General features: G+C 70.1%; 13 protein-coding genes and 1 pseudogene. 4 read left to right on the top strand and 10 right to left on the bottom strand.

Annotation, left to right across the window (positions count from 1 at the left end):
* Nucleotides 1-135: 135 nt before the first annotated feature.
* The gene (locus ABT352_RS26445) at nt 136-1,515 is read right to left on the bottom strand and encodes an MFS transporter (RefSeq protein WP_350947625.1); all 1,380 of its coding nucleotides are present in this window, start codon (nt 1,513-1,515) and stop codon (nt 136-138) included.
* Nucleotides 1,516-1,883: 368 nt separating this feature from the next.
* Here ABT352_RS26445 and ABT352_RS26440 point away from each other — a divergent pair, with 368 nt between their 5' ends.
* Nucleotides 1,884-2,771 (top strand): CAP domain-containing protein, encoded by an 888-nt coding sequence (locus ABT352_RS26440; RefSeq protein ID WP_350947624.1) that lies wholly within the window; start codon nt 1,884-1,886, stop codon nt 2,769-2,771.
* 146 nt (nt 2,772-2,917) lie between these two features.
* Here the strand turns inward: ABT352_RS26440 and ilvC are convergent, their stop codons facing one another.
* From ilvC to ABT352_RS26400, 8 genes and pseudogenes are all read right to left on the bottom strand, one after another.
* Nucleotides 2,918-3,898, bottom strand: a complete 981-nt coding sequence (gene ilvC / locus ABT352_RS26435) for a ketol-acid reductoisomerase (RefSeq protein WP_350947649.1) — start codon at nt 3,896-3,898, stop codon at nt 2,918-2,920.
* A gap of 39 nt (nt 3,899-3,937) precedes the next feature.
* Nucleotides 3,938-4,462, bottom strand: coding sequence for an acetolactate synthase small subunit (ilvN, locus tag ABT352_RS26430; protein ID WP_350947623.1), 525 nt, complete (start codon nt 4,460-4,462; stop codon nt 3,938-3,940).
* 2 nt (nt 4,463-4,464) lie between these two features.
* Nucleotides 4,465-6,204: pseudogene (locus ABT352_RS26425) on the bottom strand (acetolactate synthase large subunit); the annotation flags it as partial.
* 224 nt (nt 6,205-6,428) lie between these two features.
* Nucleotides 6,429-9,089 carry a putative bifunctional diguanylate cyclase/phosphodiesterase gene (locus ABT352_RS26420; protein WP_350947622.1) on the bottom strand — a complete coding sequence of 887 codons (2,661 nt, stop codon included), beginning with the start codon at nt 9,087-9,089 and terminating at the stop codon, nt 6,429-6,431.
* A 371-nt stretch (nt 9,090-9,460) separates the two neighbouring features.
* Entirely contained in the window at nt 9,461-10,369 is a 909-nt protein-coding gene (locus tag ABT352_RS26415) for a 2-hydroxyacid dehydrogenase (RefSeq protein ID WP_350947621.1), read from the bottom strand.
* Nucleotides 10,370-10,453: 84 nt separating this feature from the next.
* A complete protein-coding gene (locus tag ABT352_RS26410; protein ID WP_350947620.1) occupies nt 10,454-12,232 on the bottom strand; it encodes a VanW family protein in 1,779 nt (592 codons plus the stop codon).
* Between the two features lie 498 nt (nt 12,233-12,730).
* Nucleotides 12,731-13,408, bottom strand: a complete 678-nt coding sequence (locus ABT352_RS26405) for a response regulator (protein ID WP_350947648.1) — start codon at nt 13,406-13,408, stop codon at nt 12,731-12,733.
* Between the two features lie 14 nt (nt 13,409-13,422).
* Nucleotides 13,423-15,123 carry an ATP-binding protein gene (locus tag ABT352_RS26400; protein ID WP_350947619.1) on the bottom strand — a complete coding sequence of 567 codons (1,701 nt, stop codon included), beginning with the start codon at nt 15,121-15,123 and terminating at the stop codon, nt 13,423-13,425.
* A 171-nt stretch (nt 15,124-15,294) separates the two neighbouring features.
* On the opposite strand from ABT352_RS26400, the gene ABT352_RS26395 reads away from it, so the two are divergent.
* From ABT352_RS26395 to ABT352_RS26385, 3 genes are read left to right on the top strand one after another with little or no spacing between them, the layout of a single operon-like run.
* On the top strand, nt 15,295-16,260 hold the full coding sequence (locus tag ABT352_RS26395; protein ID WP_350947618.1) for a tripartite tricarboxylate transporter substrate binding protein: 966 nt from the start codon (nt 15,295-15,297) through the stop codon (nt 16,258-16,260).
* The gene (locus ABT352_RS26390; protein WP_350947617.1) at nt 16,260-16,949 is read left to right on the top strand and encodes a tripartite tricarboxylate transporter TctB family protein; all 690 of its coding nucleotides are present in this window, start codon (nt 16,260-16,262) and stop codon (nt 16,947-16,949) included. Before ABT352_RS26395 ends, ABT352_RS26390 begins: the two co-directional genes overlap by 1 nt.
* Nucleotides 16,950-18,443 (top strand): tripartite tricarboxylate transporter permease, encoded by a 1,494-nt coding sequence (locus ABT352_RS26385; RefSeq protein WP_350947616.1) that lies wholly within the window; start codon nt 16,950-16,952, stop codon nt 18,441-18,443.
* A gap of 113 nt (nt 18,444-18,556) precedes the next feature.
* Here ABT352_RS26385 and ABT352_RS26380 read toward each other — a convergent pair whose 3' ends face one another.
* Nucleotides 18,557-18,940 carry an SH3 domain-containing protein gene (locus ABT352_RS26380; RefSeq protein WP_350947615.1) on the bottom strand — a complete coding sequence of 128 codons (384 nt, stop codon included), beginning with the start codon at nt 18,938-18,940 and terminating at the stop codon, nt 18,557-18,559.
* Between the last annotated feature and the right edge of the window lie 375 nt (nt 18,941-19,315).

Raw genomic sequence — 19,315 nt, 5'->3', positions numbered from 1 at the left:
TCCGGCCGGCCACCTCCCGGCCGTCCCCCGGATTGATCTCCGCCCTAGACCCGCGTCCGGGCCGTCCTGAGCCGCACACCCCGTCCTCGGACCGGGCCCGTGCGAGACTCCGGGTGGGCTTTGGGTGGGAGCCTCTCAGCCCTCCTGAACACCGGCCGCTCCGGCCTCCTGAGCCTCCTGGGCTTCCTTGATCTTCGCCGCCGTCAGGGTGTAGCGCATGGTCAGCAGGATGCTGAGCCCCATCAGGATCGCGGGCAGCAGCGTCGAGCCGTACAGTGCCGCCGTGGTCGCCGACTCGGGCTGGGCGACCGGTGTGGAGGGGTCGGACTCGACGAATCCGGTCGCGCCCAGCAGCCAGCCGAGCACGAGCGCGCCGAACGCGAAGACCACGGTCTCGGCGGCCGTCCAGAGCCCGGTGAACACCCCGGCCCTGCGCTTGCCGGTGACCAGGGCGTCGTGGACGATCACGTCGGAGAGCATCGAGAACTGCAGTAGCTGCAACCCGGCGTAGCCGACGCCGACGAGGAACACGCACGCGTGCGCGTACGCCCAGCCGAGCGGGCCGGCGAAGGCCATCCCGACGGCGCCCACCATGAACAGCGCCGACGCCAGGAGCATCGCGCCGCGCTTGTCGTAACGCTTGGACAGCCGGACCCAGAGCGGCATGGTGATCAGCAACGGACCGACGAGGCACAGGAAGAGCGTGGTGGTCGCCGCCGGGTCGCCCAGCGTGTAGGTGGCGAAGTACGGCGCTCCGGCGAGCATGGCTCCGGCGGCGAACATCTGGGCGCAGCTCAGGCCGAGCAGCACCATGAACGTCGTGTTCGAGCGGGCGGCGGCGAACTGGGCGGCGATCGACGGCTCCGTCTCGGCCCGCGCGACCATCGGGGCGCGGGCCGTGCCGAAGAAGGAGCCGAGCATCGACAGCAGCAGCACGGCACCGATGACCAGCCCCATGGTCCGGTAGCCGGATGCCTCGGTGCCCGCGATCACCGGCGCGACCGCCCCGGAGAGCAGGATCCCCAGGCCGACGAAGACCATCTTCCACTGCAGCAGCGAGGAACGCTCGTGGTAGTCGTCGGTCATCTCCGCGGGCATCGCCTTGTAGGGGACCTCGTAGAAGGCGTAGGCCGTCGCGGTGAGGAAGTAGAAGAAGGCGACGTACAGGGCGGCGGGCAGGCCGGTGAGCGGGGGGCCCGCGAAGGTGAGGGCGAACGTCACCGGCAGGGTGACCGCGCCCAGGAGCAGCCAGGGACGGCGGGCGCCGAAGCGGGAGACCGTCCGGTCGGAGCGCTGGCCCACCCAGGGGTTGATGAACATGTCCCAGAGCTTGGGCAGGAAGACCACGATGCCGGCGATCCACGCGGGAACCGCGAGCACGTTCGTCATGTAGAACAGCAGCAGCAATCCGGGGACCGTGGAGAAGGTCGCGGTGCAGATCGAGCCGACACCGTAGCCGACGCGCACGCCGCGCGACACGGTGACGACGGCCGGTGAGGGCGCCGGGGAGACCATGCCACATTCAATCGCAGCGAGTGTGCGTCCGGTAGGCCCCGGAACCTCGTGATCGCCGGAAGATGAGAATATTTCGGCTCCTGTCGGGCCGGGAGAGCCCGGCGACGGAGCCGCCGTCCGGCCCGGGCGCCCCCGCGGGACCACCTCCCTTCATGCGGCATATATCCAGCTCAGGTGGCCCATAGAGGGAAATTTCATCTCTCGGGCGTCCCTGACGTCGACCGGAGCACCACCGGCCCCAGACGCCTATGCGATCACTCTGGTTTACCTGGGACTCACAGTAAATGTCCGGAATTTGCTGACAAGACGGATCTGTCACCGACAGAATGCGGGGGCCATCCAGCGTCTAACCAACCGGAGGAACCGACATGCGCAGACCGCTAGGGGCGGCACTGCTCTGCCTCGGGAGTCTGGCGGCCATCAGCACGCCGATCGCCACGGCTCACGCCGCGTCCGCTCCGCAGGCCGAGTGCCGCGTGTACGCCGCCAAGCCGTACGTCACCGCGGCGGGACGGATCCAGGCCTCCGCCGCGCGGCTCGGCTGCGACGACACCGCCCTGGTCCGCATCCGCGTCAAGCGCGCCGTTCCCGGGGCCGACCCGATCGTGAAGAGCGCGTCCCGGAAGGGCACCAACGGACGGGTGACGGTGAGACTGCGCTGCGCTCCCGGCGTCTACTACGCCGTCGTCACCGACTACCGGGGAAACAGCGGCCGCTCCAAGCCCGTCAGGCTCGGCTGCTCCCCCACCGACACCCCGGCCCCCACCCCCGCGCCGACCACTACCACCACCCCCAGGCCGACCCCGACCCCGTCGGCCAGCGCCACCCCCACCAAGCCCACCCCCACCCCCACCCCCAGCTCCGCACCGGGATCCTCCCTGTCCGAGGAAGTGGTGCGCCTTACCAACGTCGAGCGGCAGAAGGGCGGCTGTGGCCCGCTCATCTCCGACCCGCAGCTGCGTTCGGCCGCGCAGGGCCACTCGGACGACATGGCGGCCAAGAACTACTTCAGCCACACCTCGCAGGACGGCCGTGACATGACCGCCCGGATCAGGGCGAGCGGGTTCAGCCCGATGCGCGCCTGGGCCGAGAACATCGCGATGGGCCAGCGCACCCCGGCCGACGTGGTCACCGCCTGGATGAACAGCTCCGGGCACCGGGCCAACATCATGAACTGCGCCTACACCCACCTCGGCGTGGGCGTGGCGAACAGCTCCCGGGGCATCTACTGGACCCAGAACTTCGCCAAGCACTAGGAATCAGGCACAACCGGACCGCGAGGCACCCGGTGTGAAACGGCCCGTGCCCCTGGTGACGAGAACTCGTCACCAGGGGCACGGGCCGCTGCTTTCGGCTCGGCGTTCACGTGAGCGCCGTCACATGAACGCCGTCATCCGAACCTCTACTTGAGCCAGCTCATCATCGGGCGGAGCTTGGCGCCGGTCTTCTCGATCGGGTGCTCGGCCAGCTCGTCGCGGTAGGCGGTGAACTTCTTCTGGCCGCCGTCGAACTCGTCCACCAGCTCCTTGGTGAACTCGCCGGACTGGATCTCGGCGAGGATGCGCTGCATCTCCTTCTTCGTCTCCTGCGTCACGATGCGCGGGCCGCGGGAGTAGCCGCCGTACTCGGCGGTGTCGGAGACCGACCAGTACATCTTGTGGATGCCGCCCTCGTACATCAGGTCGACGATCAGCTTCATCTCGTGCAGGCACTCGAAGTAGGCGACCTCGGGCTGGTAGCCCGCCTCGATCAGGGTCTCGAAACCGACCTTGATCAGCTCGGAGACGCCGCCGCACAGCACGGCCTGCTCACCGAACAGGTCGGTCTCGGTCTCCTCCTTGAAGGTCGTCTTCAGCGCGCCGGCGCGGGTGCCACCGATGCCCTTGGCGTACGACAGGGCGAGGTCCAGGGCGTTGCCGCTCGCGTCCTTCTCGACCGCGACGAGACACGGCACGCCGCGGCCCGCCGTGTACTGGCGGCGTACCAGGTGGCCGGGGCCCTTGGGAGCGACCATGGCCACGTCCACGCCCTCGGGCGCCTCGATGAGGCCGTAGCGGATGTTGAGGCCGTGCCCGAAGAAGAGCGCGTCGCCCTCGACGAGGTTCGGGGCCACGTGGTCGGCGTACAGGTGGCGCTGGATGTGGTCCGGCGCGAGGATCATGGTCAGGTCGGCCTCTTCGACGGCCTCCGAGGGAGTGAGCACGCGCAGGCCGTCGGCCTCCGCCTTCTCCCTGCTCTTGGAGCCCTCGGGCAGGCCGACCCGCACGTCCACGCCGGAGTCGCGCAGCGAGAGCGCGTGGGCGTGGCCCTGGCTGCCGTATCCCAGAACGGCGACGTGCCGGCCCTGGATGATCGACAGGTCGGCCTGGTCGTCGTAGAAGATCTCAGTCACTTGCTTAACCTTTCGGGTTTCTCGTGCGCGTTACGCGGTCCGGTCCAGGGCCCGGAGAGAACGGTCGGTGATGGAACGGGCACCGCGGCCGATGGCCACCATGCCCGACTGGACGAGCTCCTTGATGCCGAACGGCTCCAGCACCTTGATGAAGGCCTGCAGCTTGTCCGGAGTGCCGGTGACCTCGATGGTCACCGCGTCCGAGGAAACGTCGACACAGCGCGCCCGGAACAGGTTGACCAGCTCCAGCACGCTGGACCTGTTGTCGGCGTCGGCCCGCACCTTGATCAGCGTGAGCTCGCGCTGCACCGACTGCGCCGGGTCGAGCTCCACGATCTTCAGCACGTTGACGAGCTTGTTGAGCTGCTTGGTGACCTGTTCCAGCGGCAGGTCGGCGACGTTGACCACGATGGTCATCCTGGAGATGTCCGCGTGCTCGGTCGGACCGACCGCGAGCGAGTCGATGTTGAACCCTCTGCGGCTGAACAGCGCCGCGACGCGCGCGAGCACGCCGGGCTTGTTCTCCACCAGCACGGAGAGCGTGTGCCTGCTCATGCCTAGTCCTCGCTGTCCCAGACCGGCGCCATGTCGCGCGCGAACTTGATGTCATCGTTGCTGGTCCCTGCCGCGACCATCGGCCACACCATGGCGTCCTGGTGCACCACGAAGTCGACGACCACCGGCACGTCGTTGATCTCCATGGCCTTCTTGATCGTCGCGTCCACGTCCTCGGGGCGTTCGCAGCGCAGTCCCACGCAGCCGTAGGCCTCGGCGAGCTTGACGAAGTCGGGGATGCGGCGGACCGTCTGCAGGTCGGTGTTGGAGTAACGCTGGTTGTAGAACAGCGTCTGCCACTGCCTGACCATGCCAAGGTTACCGTTGTTGATGATCGCGACCTTGATCGGCACACCCTCGATCGTGCAGGTGGCGAGCTCCTGGTTGGTCATCTGGAAGCAGCCGTCGCCGTCGATCGCCCACACCGTGGTGTCGGGGCGGCCCATCTTGGCCCCCATCGCCGCCGGGACGGCGAAGCCCATCGTGCCCGCGCCGCCGGAGTTGATGAACGTTCCGGGGTTCTCGTAGCCGATGAACTGCGCGGCCCACATCTGGTGCTGTCCGACACCGGCGGTGTAGATCGCGTCCGGGCCGACGAGCGCGCCCAGCCGCTCCATGACGTACTGCGGCGCGAGGGAGCCGTCCTCGAACTCGGTGTAGCCCAGCGGATAGGTCGCCTTGTAGGCGTTGAGCGCCGTCCACCAGTCGGCGTAGTCGCCCTTGCGCCCCTCACCGCGCACCGCGGCGATCAGGTCGGAGATGACCTCCTTGCAGTCGCCCACGATCGGGACGTCCGCGTGCCGGTTCTTGGAGATCTCCGCCGGGTCGATGTCGGCGTGGACGACCTTCGCGTGCGGCGCGAAGCTGGACAGCTGGCCGGTGACCCGGTCGTCGAAGCGGACACCGAGCCCGATGATCAGGTCGGACCTCTGCAGCGCGCCGACCGCCGAGACCGAGCCGTGCATGCCGGGCATGCCCATGTGCTGCGGGTGGCTGTCGGGGAAGGTGCCCCGCGCCATCAGGGTGGTGACCACCGGGATGCCGGTCAGCTCGGCGAACTCCAGCAACTCCCCCGACGCCCCGGCCCGGTGCACGCCGCCGCCCACGTAGAGGACGGGCCGCCTCGCCTCGGCGATCAGCTTCGCCGCCTCGCGGATCTGCTTGGAGTGCGGCCGGGTCACCGGACGGTAACCGGGCAGCTGCATCGCGACCGGCCACTCGAAGGTCATCTTCGCCTGGAGCGTGTCCTTGGCGATGTCGACCAGCACCGGCCCGGGACGCCCCGTCGAGGCGATGTGGAAGGCCTCCACGATCGTCCTGGGGATCTCGTTCGGGTCGATGACCAGGAAGTTGTGCTTCGTGATCGGCATGGTGATGCCGGAGATGTCGGCTTCCTGGAAGGCGTCGGTGCCGATGGCGGCGCTGGCCACCTGACCGGTGATCGCGACCATCGGGACCGAGTCCATGTAGGCGTCGGCGATCGGGGTGACCAGGTTGGTGGCGCCGGGGCCGCTCGTGGCCATGCACACCCCGACCTTGCCGGTGGCCTGCGCGTAGCCCTGAGCCGCATGCCCCGCACCCTGCTCGTGCCGTACGAGCACGTGCCTGACCTTGGTCGAGTCGTAGAGAGGATCGTAGGCGGGGAGAATCGCGCCGCCCGGGATCCCGAACACGGTGTCGACCCCGACGAGCTCCAGCGCCCTCACGAGGGCCTGGGCTCCTGTCATCTGTTCGGTCATCGGCTCGTTCCTTGTGGCTGAACATGCTTAATGGCATAAAAAATGCCCCATCCCGCCTGGTCGGCGGAGCTGGGGCGGCGCGCAGGTCGTAGTGATTCGCTATCGGCCCGCGCGCCGGCGAAGTACTACGAGAATCCCACGGTGAAGCTGCATGGCTCCACCATGGCCGACGGAGTACCCCCGCGTCAAATTCATGGGACACATATCTCAGAGTCCGAGATGCGAGGTCACGCGGGAGACCCGAGCCTGGAGAGGCTGGTGCGGATCAGCGAGTCGACGCCGCGTGCGGCCATCGGGCGCGCCACCAGGAACCCCTGGCCGCGGGTGCAGCCCATCTCGCGCAGCAACTCCAGCTGCTCGGGCCGCTCGATGCCCTCGGCGACCACGATCAGCCCCAGGTCGTGCCCCAGCCGCACGATCGTGCGGGTGAGCAGGGTGAGCGTCTCGTCACGGCCGAGCCCGGACACGAAGGACGGGTCGATCTTGATCATGTCGACCGGGAGCTGCCGCAGGAACGCCAGCGAGGCGTATCCGGTGCCGAAGTCGTCGATGGCGAGCCGGACGCCGAGGGCACGCAGCTCGGAGAGCCGGGTGATGGTCTCCTCCGCGTCCTCGACCAGCATCTCCTCGATGACCTCCAGGGTGAGCGCGCTGGGCGGCAGCTCGCTCTCGGCCAGGACCGCCTCGACGGTCTCCACGAAGCGCGGCGCCATGATCTGCCGGGCCGAGAGGTTCAGCGAGAGCCCGATCTCCCAGGAGGAGGCACGCCAGGCGGCCACCTCCCTGCAGGACTCGCGCAGGATCCACTCGCTCAGCGGCACGATCAGGCCGGTGTCCTCCGCCGGGCCGAGGAACTGCTCGGGCGGGACGAACTCGCCGCCCCGGCACCAGCGCACCAGCGCCTCGACGGCGGTGACGCGCGAGGTGGCCAGATCGACCACCGGCTGGTACTCGATCGCGAACTGGTTCTCCAGCAGCGCCCGCTGCAGGTCGGCGGCGAGCTCCAGGCGTCGTACCACGTCGGCGTGCATGTGCGCGGCGAACACCTCGACCCTGCGCCCGCCCAGCTCCTTCGCCCTCGCCATCGCCACGTCGGCGTTGCGGATCAGGTCGGCGGAGGAGACGTCCGCGGTGGAGAAGGCCACCCCGACGCTCGCGGTGAGCGCGACGTCGCGGTCGGCGACCCGGAACGGCTCGGACGAGACCGTACGGACCAGCAACTCGGCCAGGTCGACCGCCGTCTGGGCGTCGACCGACGCCTCGAGCAGCACCGCGAACTCGTCGCCCCCCCAGCGCGCCAGGGTGTCGTCGGCCCGTACGGCGGCGCGGAGCCTGCGGGCCGCCTGGCCGAGCAGGTAGTCGCCGCTGGCGTGGCCGACCGAGTCGTTCACCGCGGTGAAGCCGTCCAGGTCCAGGAAGACCACGGCGACGTTGCTCGCGCCGGGACGGGCCAGCACCTCCCGGGTGCGCTCCTCGAAGTAGGCCCGGTTGGGCAGGCCGGTGATGCCGTCGTGGAAGGTGAGGTGGGCGACCTGGCTGCGCAGGGCCTCCTGGTCGCTGATGTCGCGGGTGGTGACGAGGAGCAGGTCGTCGCCGCGCACGTGCCGGGTCGCCACCGACTCGGCGGGCCGCCACGTCCCGTCGGAGGCCCGGACCCGGCAGGCGACCATGCAGGCGCCCGGCCCCTCCTCGGCCTCCTCCTCCAGGCTCATCGCGCTCAGCGCCGCCTGGATCCCCGGCACGTCCTCGGGGTGGATGTAGTCGAAGATCTTCCGGCCGACCAGGTCGTCGGGACGGTAGCCGTACGTGATCTCGACGCCCTCGCCGACCTCCTGCACCACGCCGTCGTAACCGCACAGCATGACCACGTCCCCCGCGCTCTCCGCGAGGTCCCGCAGCTGCCGCTCGCCGAGATGCAGCAGGCTCCGCATCCGCCCGGTCTCCATCAGCATCACGAACAGGCGCACCACCAGGACGGCGACGATCGACGCGCACACCGAGGCGAGGACCGCCGGGGGGCCCTGCACCCCGCCGCTGATCACGCGCAGGAGCACGACGACGGTGGCCGCCCCCACGAGGAACAGCGGCACCGCCGCGATCAGCGAGGACGTGCTCTCCCTGACGAACGGCTCGTCGTCCCTGGGCGCGACAGACCGCGTCGCGGGCCCGCTCCACGGGACCGCGGCGAGCACCAGGAACGCGGCGGGGGCGAGCCACACCCAGGTCAGGGACGGCGTGTCGCCGTTCACCCGGGCCACCGCGGTGACCGTCTCGGAGGTCGCGATCGCGGCGAGCACGGCGAGCGCGGCGAGCCCGACCGGCCAGGCCGAGCGCCGGATCGGCACCACGGCCGGGCCCACGACGCTGGCGAGGATCAGGCAGAACAGCGGCGAGGCGAAGGTGACCGCGGCGTCGCCAGCGTCACCGCCGGTGCCGTACAGCGGACCCACCAGCGACACCCAGACGATCACCATGATGGCCGCGGCGCACACGTAGGAGTCGGCGAGGTCACGCAGCAGGGCGTGTCCCCGCGCGGGTCTGGCCGCCGACAGCGCGGTGCCGACCGCGAGCATCGCCGTACCGGCCAGGAGCACCAGGTCGGCGAAGGTCACCACGAAGGGTGTGCCTTCCGCGATCGGCCGTACCCCCACCCCGGCCAGCCAGGTGAGCGATCCTCCGGCCAGCCAGCGCCAGGCCAGCGCCCTGCGCCGGTCGGTGATTTTGGAGGCGGCGGCGAACAGCGAGCCCGCGGCCGCCGCGGCGGTGACGACGCCCGCCACCGCCTCGACGACCACGGCCGGAGCGCCGCTGACGAGCGCGGCAACGAGCCCCACCACGCCCGCGGCGGCGGCGGTCAGCGGTACCCGGGGGTCACGCCAGCGGATCAATGTCGTCTGCCCATCAATGTCGTTTGGTGTTTTTCGCTTTCGCAGCTTCCCTTGCTCGCTGCGCCCGCGCTGCCGGTGCGAGCGCGTCGTCCTTCGTCCTCGGCGCTCGTACCGGCACAGGGCCAGTGTGTGCCGTCCGGCCCGCGCGGGTGGTGACAACGCCGTAGTCGTCACCGATCTGATAACCACGCGAGCAACGGTGATCGCTTTTACCGACGGTACGCACCGCAGGTCACGGGGCAGCCACGGCCCGGATTCCTTTGCCGGTCAGTACGAACCCGTGATCACATCTTTGAGCGGCTCCCTCGCGAGGCGACGGCGGAGGGGCTTCGGCGTGCGCCGCGGGCACACGGCCCGGATTCCCCCGCCCGTCAGTACGAACCCGTGATCACATTCTTCAGCGGCTCCCCCGCCAGATAACGCAGCAGCTGGGAGCGCAGAAGCTTCAGCGTGCGTCGTACGGACGCCGGGTTGCTGCCCGCGACGTGCGGGGTGATGAGAACCCCCGGCGCCGTCCACAGCGGGTGGCCCTCCGGCAGCGGCTCGGGGTCGGTGACGTCCAGCGCGGCGAGGATCCGGCCCGCCCGCAGCTCGGCGACGAGCGCGTCCGTGTCGACCACCGTGCCCCTGGCCGCGTTCACCAGGAGGGCGCCGTCCCTCATCGCGGCCAGGAACCCGGCGTCCACCATGCCGGTGGTCTCGGGCGTCGAGGGTACGAGCAGCACCACCACGTCCGCCTCCGGCAGCAGCCCCGGCAGCTCGTCCAGGCCGTGCACACCGGCCCTGGCGGTCCTGGCCACCCGGACGACGTCGACCTCGAAGCCGTCGAGCCGCCGCTCCAGCGCCTCACCGATCGAGCCGTAGCCGACGATCAGGACCGTGGAGTCGGCCAGCACCCCGGTGTGGTGGTAGGTCCACTCGCCCTCGCGCTGCGCGTGGACGAATCCGGGAAACTCCCGCAGCACGGAGATCATGGCTCCCACCGCCCACTCGGCGGTGCCCGCGTCGTGCACCCCCCTGGCGTTGCACAGCGTCACCCCCTCCCGCACGTGCGGCCGGTAGGCGTCGACACCCGCGGTGACGGTCTGCAGCAGCCGCAGGCCGGTCATGCGGGCGAGCAGACCGGGAAGATCCGCCAACGGCGTGAGCGGCGGGATCCAGACCTCGGCCTCCTCCACGCCCTCGGGCACCGGCTCCGTGCCGTCGTAGACGACGCACTCCACTTCCGGGAGATCACACAGGACATCGGCGATGGCTTTGGAAGGTACCCAGATCTTCATGTGCGCATTATCCAGCCGTACGGCCGGTGGCGCCGCCCCTCACGACCGCACCGTCCGGCCGTGCGGGACGCGCCGGCACCGTGATTATTCGGACACGCACTTCAGGTCGAGTTCGGGGCGGTAGACCGTGGTCTTCTTGACGCGCTTGATCTCCTTGCCGTCCTGCTTGAAGACGCGCCAGACATCGATCGTGAACCCGTTCTGGCCGACCATCGGGATGCAGGTGGGGCCGCTGTCGGTCTCGCTCTTGAACGGGGTGACGTTGTATCTCTCCGAGGAGATCGACTCGATCTCGTAACGCTTGGTGCTCCAGAAGGCGACGGTGACCCCGCTGTCGTTGTAGGAGGTCTTCACCAGCACCCCGTACGGCGAGTCGTTCTTCCAGCGGAAGTCGGGCTCGGGCCAGGAGACCGTGGACTCGCGTCCGGCCGGGTAGCGGGAGATGTAGAACTCGTGCGCCATGTGCTGGACGTCCTCGAGGCCGCCGAAGAACACCGCGTTGTACATGGTGGTGACGAACTGGGAGATGCCGCCGCCGACCGAGTCGACCAGCCTGCCGCCCTGGATCATGGGGGCGGGGACGAAGCCGCGTGCCGTGTCGCGCTGGCCGACGACGCCGTTGAGCGAGAAGGTCTCACCCGGCTTCACCAGGTGACCGTCCAGGAGCTTGGCGATCGTCCTGATGTTGGTGACCCGCGGCGGGCAGCAGGTGTAGGGGGTGGTGAACTGGCTGATCCGCTCCTTGATGCCGAGCTTGCGCGCGTCGGCGTCGGACATCCTCGGCTTGACGGTGGCGAGGAGGACCGGGATCGTCCGGTCGCCGTCACGGGCGACCATGTCCGCCACGTCGGTGGCGAGCCGCTCGTCGTCGATGCCCTTTCCCTTGCGTCCGGGCACCAGCTTCGGCTTTCCCTCGACGATCTGGAACGTGGGGTCGCGGGGGGCGAGGGCCGAGTCGATCAGGTCCCCCTCCACGGAGGCCACGGCGTTCTTGGCGTCGAACTTCGGGCTCATGCCGCCGGAGCTGTCCGGTTTGAAGGACAGGTGGGCGGCGAGGGTCTCCACCGGCAGCTGGGTCTGCTTGCCGGCGAAGGTCAGCGTGACCGGCCCCGACAGTGCCTTCCGCGCACTGGCCGCGGCCTGCTTGACCGTCTCCGCCCCGGCCATCGGCTTGATCACCGAGACCGGGAGGCGGATCTCCTTCTCCGGGCCGAGGAAGGCCTTCGTGATCGCGGCGACCGCGGCCTCCCGCTCCAGCTCCCGGCCGTCGCGGGGCGTGACGACGACGGGCTTGACGCCTTCGAACGTGACCGAGCCCTCACGGACCTTGAGGTCGACCTTCTTGGCCAGGCCGGCGACCGCGGCTCTCATCTTCTCAAGGTCGGAGGAGACCTTGGGCTCCAGGTCGGTGGTGCCGGTGAAGGCCCGCCATACCTCGGCGGGGCTGGGAAAGCCGCTGGGCGCCTGGGCGATGGTGGCGACCACGTCGAACTCCAGGCCCGACTTCGCGGGGTCGAAGTCGTAACGCTTGCCCGCCGCCAGCAGGGTCATCTTCTCGCCGGCCTTGCCCGACAGACGGTCCCTGAGCTTGTCGGCCGCCTCGGTCGCGGTCAGGCCGCCGATGTCGATGCCCCGCACGGTGGTGCCCGGCAGCATCTTTCCGGACATGATGACGGCTGGCACCGCGTAGGCGAGCGCGACGACGAAGAGTACGGCGAAAACGATCAGGAAGAGTCTGCGGGCCCCGCGGCGACGCGGAGGCGGCTCCTCGTAGCGGAGCCCGTCCGGTTGCGGGAACCCGCCGTCGCCACCGGGGACGAGCGTCGGCTCGTCGCGCCGGAAGGGGCGTTCCGGCGTGGCCATCTGCCAGGGCTGCGGGGGCTGGGCCGCGGGGGGAAGCGTCGTCCCGCGGGACGGTGCGGACTGACCACCGGGGCCGGGCCTTCCGGCACCCGGGGATCCTCCGTGGCCGGTGGGGCCGAAGATGTCGGGCGAGACACCGGGGGGAAGGCGCGAACCCCCCTGGGGCTGGGCGGCCTGAGTGCCGGGAGCCCGTCGCGGGTCGCGGGCGCCCGGTGGCACGGGGCGTGAAGGAAGGGGCATTGCCTCAAAGGGGTCCGTCGGTGGGTCCACAGACGCTCCGGCGTTCCGCACGGCCTCCGCATCCTCCTGCTTCGCAGCTTCCACCTCCGGCAACCTTAAACCACATTGGTCAGCCTCCGCCCTGAATGAAGTAACAATTGACCTCCTCACCCGTCCCCGACGGAGAGGGGATTTTCAGGGTCGCCCCGGGGGTTTCCTGTTTGATCGGGCCGTTCCTCCCCACCCGAGGGGCGGAGTCCGCGACCTTTGTGCACGAGATCATCCTGTCCATCGGTAGCGATGCTCGGGTCTTCCCGCCGTGCCGTACTTCGGGCGGAGCTCCGCCTGGCCCACCGCGCACAGGTGTTCCAGATACCGGCGGGCGCTCACCCTGGACAGGCCGGTCACCGTCGCCGTCTCGGTCGCCGACAGGTCGCCGCCGCTCTCCCTGAGCGCCTCGGCGACGAGGGAGCACGTGGTGCCCGACAGCCCTTTGGGCAGCGGCGGCGGAACCCCCCTGACCGCGCCGAAGAGCCTGTCGACCTCGTCCTGACGGGCCTCGTCCCCGAGGGTGGCGAGCCGTCTGCGGATCTCGGCGTACTGTTCGAGACGCTCGGTCAGGGCGCGGGCGGTGAAGGGCTTGATCAGGTAGTTGACCGCGCCGCCGCGCATCGCCGCCCGGACCGTGGTGACGTCGCGCGCGGCGGTGATCACCAGGATGTCCACCGGTTGCGCGGCCCCCCTGAGCTTCCTCAGGACGTCGAGTCCCGACATGTCCGGCAGGTAGATGTCGAGCAGCACCAGGTCGGGCCTGCGCGCCGCGGCCGAGGCGATCGCGGCGCCCCCGGTGTGGACGACACCGGCGACCGTGAAGCCCGGCGTCCTGGTGACGTAGCCGCCGTGGATCCTCGCCACCATGAAGTCGTCGTCCACGACCAGGACGCGGATGTCACCCATGTGCGTGTCCCCGGTCAACTCGGCACCTTCCGTTCCGTGGAGGCGGATTCCCCCGCTCCTTCCGCGAGAGGCGGGGCGGGCGCCGGCCGCGCTCGATCGCCCCACCCACCGAGGGCTCCTTCCGCGGCGGGCGGTGCGGGCTCCCCGGTGGGAAGGAGCGCGGTGAAGACGGCGCCGCCCGCGTTGTGCACCCGCACCCAACCGCCCCGGCGCGAGCACGTCTGGCGGGTGAGGGCGAGGCCCAGGCCGCGCGGTCCCGCGTGGGCCGCCTTCGTGGTGAAGCCCTCCCTGAACACCTCGTGGACCAGGCCGGGGGTGATCCCGGGACCGGAGTCGCCGACCCGGACGCGCAGCCCGTCCGCCTCGGTGCGGACCGAGACCTCCACCGTTCCGCCGGTCTCCTGCAGCGCGTCGAGGGCGTTGGCGACCAGGTTGCCGACGACCAGGACCGCGTCGTGCGGGTCGCCGAGCATGCCCTCCTCCACCCGGGAGTCGTCGGACAGCACCAGGGTGGCGCCCCGCTCGGCCGCCTCGGCCGACTTGGCCAGCAGCAGGGCGGCCAGCGTCGGGTCGGCGACCTTCTCCCTGATGCCGGAGGCGTGCCTGCTGTAGGCCTCGGTGGTCTGGGTGATGTAGCTGACGGCCGTCTCGTACTCGCCGAGTTCCAGCAGGCCGACCACGGTGTGCATCCGGTTGGCGAACTCGTGGGCCTGCGCGCGCAGCGCGCCGGTCGTGGTGCTGGCCCGGTCGAGCTCGCGGGTCAGTCGCACCAGTTCGGTACGGTCCCGCAGGGTGACCACCCAGCCGCTCTGCAGTTCCCGTACCGCCACCGGGGTCCGGTTGAGCACCAGCACCCGGTCCCGGTGGAGCACCACCCTGTCGTCGCCGGGGTCCACCCCGTCGAGCACGTCCCGCATCCGGTCGGACAGGGGCATCTCCCGCAGGCTCCGGCCGACGTCGTGCCGGGAGAGTCCGAGCAGTTCGCGCGCCGCGTCGTTGACGAGCGTGACCCTTCCCTGGAGGTCGAGGGCGAGCACCCCCTCCTTGACGCCGTGCAACACGCCCTCGCGCTGTTCGAGCAGGGCCGCGATCTCTCCCGGTTCCAGGCCGAACGTCTGGCGGCGTACCCGCCGGACGATCAGCGCGGCGGCGGCCGACCCGGCGACGAGGACGGCGAGGACCGTCCACAGCAGCGGCGGGAGCGCCTCGCCGAGCTGGTCGGCGAGACGCTCCTCCAGGATCCCGACCGAGGCCAGGCCGATGACCCGCCCCGAGGAGTCGAAGATCGGGGCCTTGCCGCGTACCGAGCGGCCGAGGGTGCCCGTCTGGACACCGGTCCAGCGCCGCCCGTTCGCGAGGATCTCCGAGCCGTCGGTGGACAGCCTCTTGCCGATCAGGCTCGGGTTGGGGTGGGCGTAGCGGATCTGGTCGCGGTTCGCGATCACCACGTAGTCGGCTCCGGTCGCCGCCTGCACCCCGAGCGCGATCGGCTGCAGGCTCAGCTCGGGCCTGGGCAGGGCGAACGCCTCGCGCACCTGGGGAAGCCCCGCCACCGACTCGGCGATCGCCAGGGCGCGCTGCCGGTACTGCCGGTCCAGCAGGGCGCGGGTGTGCTCCATCCAGACACCCGCCGTGCCGGCGACCGCGAGGAACACGATGACGGTCTGCAGCACGAAGAGCTGGGTGCCGAGCGAGGCGTCGAGTAAGCGTCGCACGAGTTGACTCCTGGTCGGAGACCTCGATGAAAGCAGTCCGAGATAACGGCGCGGTCGAGGACGTGTGACCAATACGACCGATACGACGGCAACCACGCAAAGCATCGACAGGCTGCTCTCCTGAGGTCAGCATCCTCACCACGCTTTATTGACGTTTGTTTGGAGCTGACCATGCGACTTCGGAGACTGGCCGCCCTCGCGGTGCTGTCCCTCGCCGCCCTCACCGCCTGCGGTTCCGATGGTGGCTCGGGAACGAGCGCGCTGAGAATCATGGCTCCGGCCTCACCCGGAGGCGGCTGGGACCAGACCTCCCGCGTCGCCGGCGAGGCGCTCAAGACCGCCGAGCCGTCGCGCAAGATCGAGGTCTACAACGTGCCCGGCGCGGGCGGCACCATCGGCCTGGCCCAGCTCGCGGGCGAGAAGGGCAACGGTGACCTGCTGATGACCATGGGCCTGGTCATGGTCGGCGCGATCGAGCAGAACAAGTCGAAGGTCACCCTCGCCGACACCACGCCGATCGCGAAGCTCACCGAGGAGTACGAGATCGTCGTGGTCCCCGCGGGGTCGCCGTACAAGACGCTCGGCGAGCTGGTGACGGCGTGGAAGGCGGACCCGACGAAGATCGCCGTCGCGGGCGGCTCCGCCGGGGGCACCGACCACATCGTGGCGGGCCTGATGGCCAAGGCCGCGGGCATCGACCCCAGGCAGGTCAACTACATCGCCCACTCCGGCGGCGGCGAGGCGCTCAACGCGCTGCTCGGCGAGAAGGTCGCGATGGGGATCTCCGGCATCGGCGAGTTCGCCGAGCACGTGAAGTCCGGCAGGCTGCGCGCTCTCGGCGTCAGCTCTCCGGCGCGGCTCGGCAACGTCGACGCGCCCACTCTCAAGGAGGGGGGTCTGGACGTGGAGCTGGCCAACTGGCGGGGCTTCGTCGCGCCCGGCGGGCTGGACGACGAGGCGAAGAAGAGCCTCACCGACCTGGTCACCAAGATGCACGAGTCCTCCGCGTGGAAGGAGGCGGTGCTCAAGAACGGGTGGGCCGACGTCTTCCAGACCGGTCAGCCGTTCGCCGACTTCCTCGCGGCCGAGCAGACCAAGGTCAAGGGCATCATCGCGGAGATGGGCCTCGTCTCCTGATGCCTCCCGTGGAAGACCCGTCCGACCGTACCGGCACCGGCGCGACCGGTGCCGGTACGGCCGGCACCGGACCCGAACCGGCCGCCGTCACCCGCGTGGGCGACGGCGGCGCCGATCCCGCCCTGGACTCCGGCTCGGGTTCCGGCCCCGATCCCGCCCTGGACTCCGGCTCGCCTTCGGGAGGCGGGGCGGCGACCGCGGCCGGGTGGTCGTGGCGGCGGCCCGAGCTGGGGCTGGCGGTGCTGGTCCTCGCGCTGGGGGCGTTCGTGATCGTCGGTACCGCCGACGTCACCGCCGCGGGCTCCGTCCTCGGTCTCGGCCCTCGGTTCTTCCCCGCCCTCGTCGGGGGGGCGATGCTGCTGATCGGGCTGTTCTACGTGATCGACGTGCTCAGGGGAGGTCACGGCGACCCCGAGAACGCCGAGGACGCAGACTCGGCCGCGCGGGCGGACTGGCGTACGGTCGCGCTGGTCAGCGTGATCTTCCTGGCCTTCACCGGGCTGCTCGACCTGCTCGGCTGGATCATCGCGGGCGCGCTGCTCTTCTTCGGCCTGTCCGTGACCCTCGGGGCGACCCGGCGGCTGCGCGCGGGGGTCGTCGCGATCCTGGTGTCCTTCCTCACCTACCTGCTGTTCGTCAAGGGCCTCAGCGTGACGCTGCCGGCCGGGCTGCTGTCCGGGGTGATCTGAGTGGACTCCCTGCGGCTGTTGCTGGACGGCTTCGTGACCGCGCTCACCCCGGTGAACCTGCTCTACGCGCTGGTGGGCGTCACGCTGGGCACGCTGGTGGGCGTGCTGCCCGGCATCGGCCCCGCCATGACCGTGGCACTGCTGCTGCCGATCACGTTCACCGTCCCTCCGGAGAGCGCGTTCATCATGTTCGCCGGGATCTACTACGGCGGCATGTACGGCGGGTCGACCACCTCGATCCTGCTCAACACGCCCGGCGAGAGCTCCTCGATGATCACCGCCCTTGAGGGCAACAAGATGGCCAAACGCGGCCGGGCGTCCCAGGCGCTGGCGACGGCCGCGATCGGGTCGTTCGTCGCGGGCACCATCGCCACCACGCTGCTGGTCGTCGCGGCGCCCCTGGTGGTGGACTTCGCGATCTCCTTCGGCCCCGAGGACTACTTCGCACTCGCCGTCCTCGCCTTCACCGCGGTGTCGTCGGTGCTGTCCCGCTCCGTCGTACGAGGGCTCGCCTCGCTCGGCCTCGGCCTGGTCGTCGGGCTCATCGGCATCGACCAGCAGACCGGGCAGGCCAGGCTCACCCTGGGCGTCCCCCAGCTGCTCGACGGCATCGACGTGGTGATCGTCGCGGTCGGGCTCTTCGCCATGGGCGAGGTGCTCTACGTCGCCTCGCGGCTGCGGCACGACCGGCCGGAGGTGATCCCGGTCGGCCGGGCGTTCCTCGGCCGCTCAGACTGGTCGCGTTCCTGGCGGCCGTGGCTGCGCGGCACCGCGCTCGGCTTCCCGTTCGGCGCGCTGCCCGGTGGCGGCGCGGAGATTCCCACGTTCCTGTCGTACTCGGTGGAGAAGCGGCTGGCGCGCGGGGTCGCCCGCGAGGAGTACGGCAAGGGCGCGATCGAGGGGGTCGCCGGTCCCGAGGCCGCGAACAACGCCTCGGCGGCGGGCACGCTCGTCCCGCTGCTCACGCTGGGCCTGCCCACCTCGGCGACGGCCGCGATCCTGCTCGCGGCCTTCCAGCAGTACGGGCTGCAGCCGGGCCCGCAGCTGTTCGACCACAACCCTGCGCTGGTCTGGGGCATGATCGCCTCACTGTTCGTGGGCAACACCATGCTGCTGGTGCTCAATCTGCCGCTCGCCCCGATCTGGGCACGGGTGCTGCAGATCCCCCGGCCCTACCTCTACTCGGGGATCGTGCTGTTCGCGGCGCTCGGCGTCTACGCGCTGAACTCCTCCTGGGTGGAGCTGGTCATCCTCTACGTCCTGGGCATGCTCGGTTTCGCGATGCGCCGCTTCGGCCTGCCGGTGGCCCCGGCGGTGATCGGCCTGATCCTGGGCCCGATGGCCGAGATCCAGCTCCGCCGGGCCCTCGCGATCGGCGCGGGTGATGTGACGGTCCTGGTCAGGAGCCCGATCGCGGCGACGCTGCTGGTCATCTCGCTTCTGGCGCTGTTCACGCCCCTCGTCAGGAGGGTGGCCGCCCGCCGCGGCGCCTGACCGGGCCTGCGCCGGGGAAGGCGACGGGTCCGCGACGGGAAAACGGGAAACGGCCGCCCGGTTGTGGGGAGCCGGGCGGCCGGGTCTTGTCCGGGAAAGTTCGGGGAAAAAGGCTATTCCCGCAGGGTGTCGACGGCCGGTCCGTTGAATTTCAAGCCGTCCTCCCTCGCCAGATAGCTGCACGAAACCCATCCCGTGGTGCCGGAGGGCAATCCCGAGGCCGACCTGGCGCCCAGCCGGAAGTTACACCAGCCGCCCGTCGAGTTCGGGTTGAGAATCTGCCCGTAATCGCCGTAGTAGAGATAGCCGATGACCGTTGATCCTCCCGCGCTCGATCGCAGGCGCACCCCGTCCGCCACCACCACCGCGTCCACGCCTGGGGCCGCCGACAGGACGAAAGCGCTCCTCACCGGGTCCGCATGAGCGGGAACGGCCGCAACGGCCATCCCCGCGGCGGCCGTCAACGTCGCGGCGGCGAATGCCAGAAGCTTTTTCATTGGACGTTCTTCCGATCGTGAGGTCAGGTCATGCCGGAGTTAAAGGTGGGACTGCAGTGATTACTGTGCAAGCCATCAAGAATTTCGTCAACACCTGTTCAGTTTCAGAAATGTGAATTACCACATAAAAGAGGCCTTCCGATTAAGGGCACGCAGGCGACCGGAAGGATCCTCGACATCCGTTACCGGGCCGGTCCCGCCGGCGGTCCAGGTCGCGTCGCAGGCCTCGCTCCGGGCGGCCACGGCGCCCGGCCCCTCGCGCTCCCAAGCGGAACACAAGTGGTCCACAAGTGATCGTTCCTAGGTTCCTCCGTAGAACCGGGGGCCGAAAGCGGCAGCCCGGTGACCGGTTCTCGACACCGAGGCCGGAGGACC

It is taken from the genome of Streptosporangium sp. NPDC000563, from assembly GCF_040299985.1.
GTDB lineage: Bacteria > Actinomycetota > Actinomycetes > Streptosporangiales > Streptosporangiaceae > Streptosporangium.
This window is presented reverse-complemented; position numbering and strand designations above follow the sequence as displayed.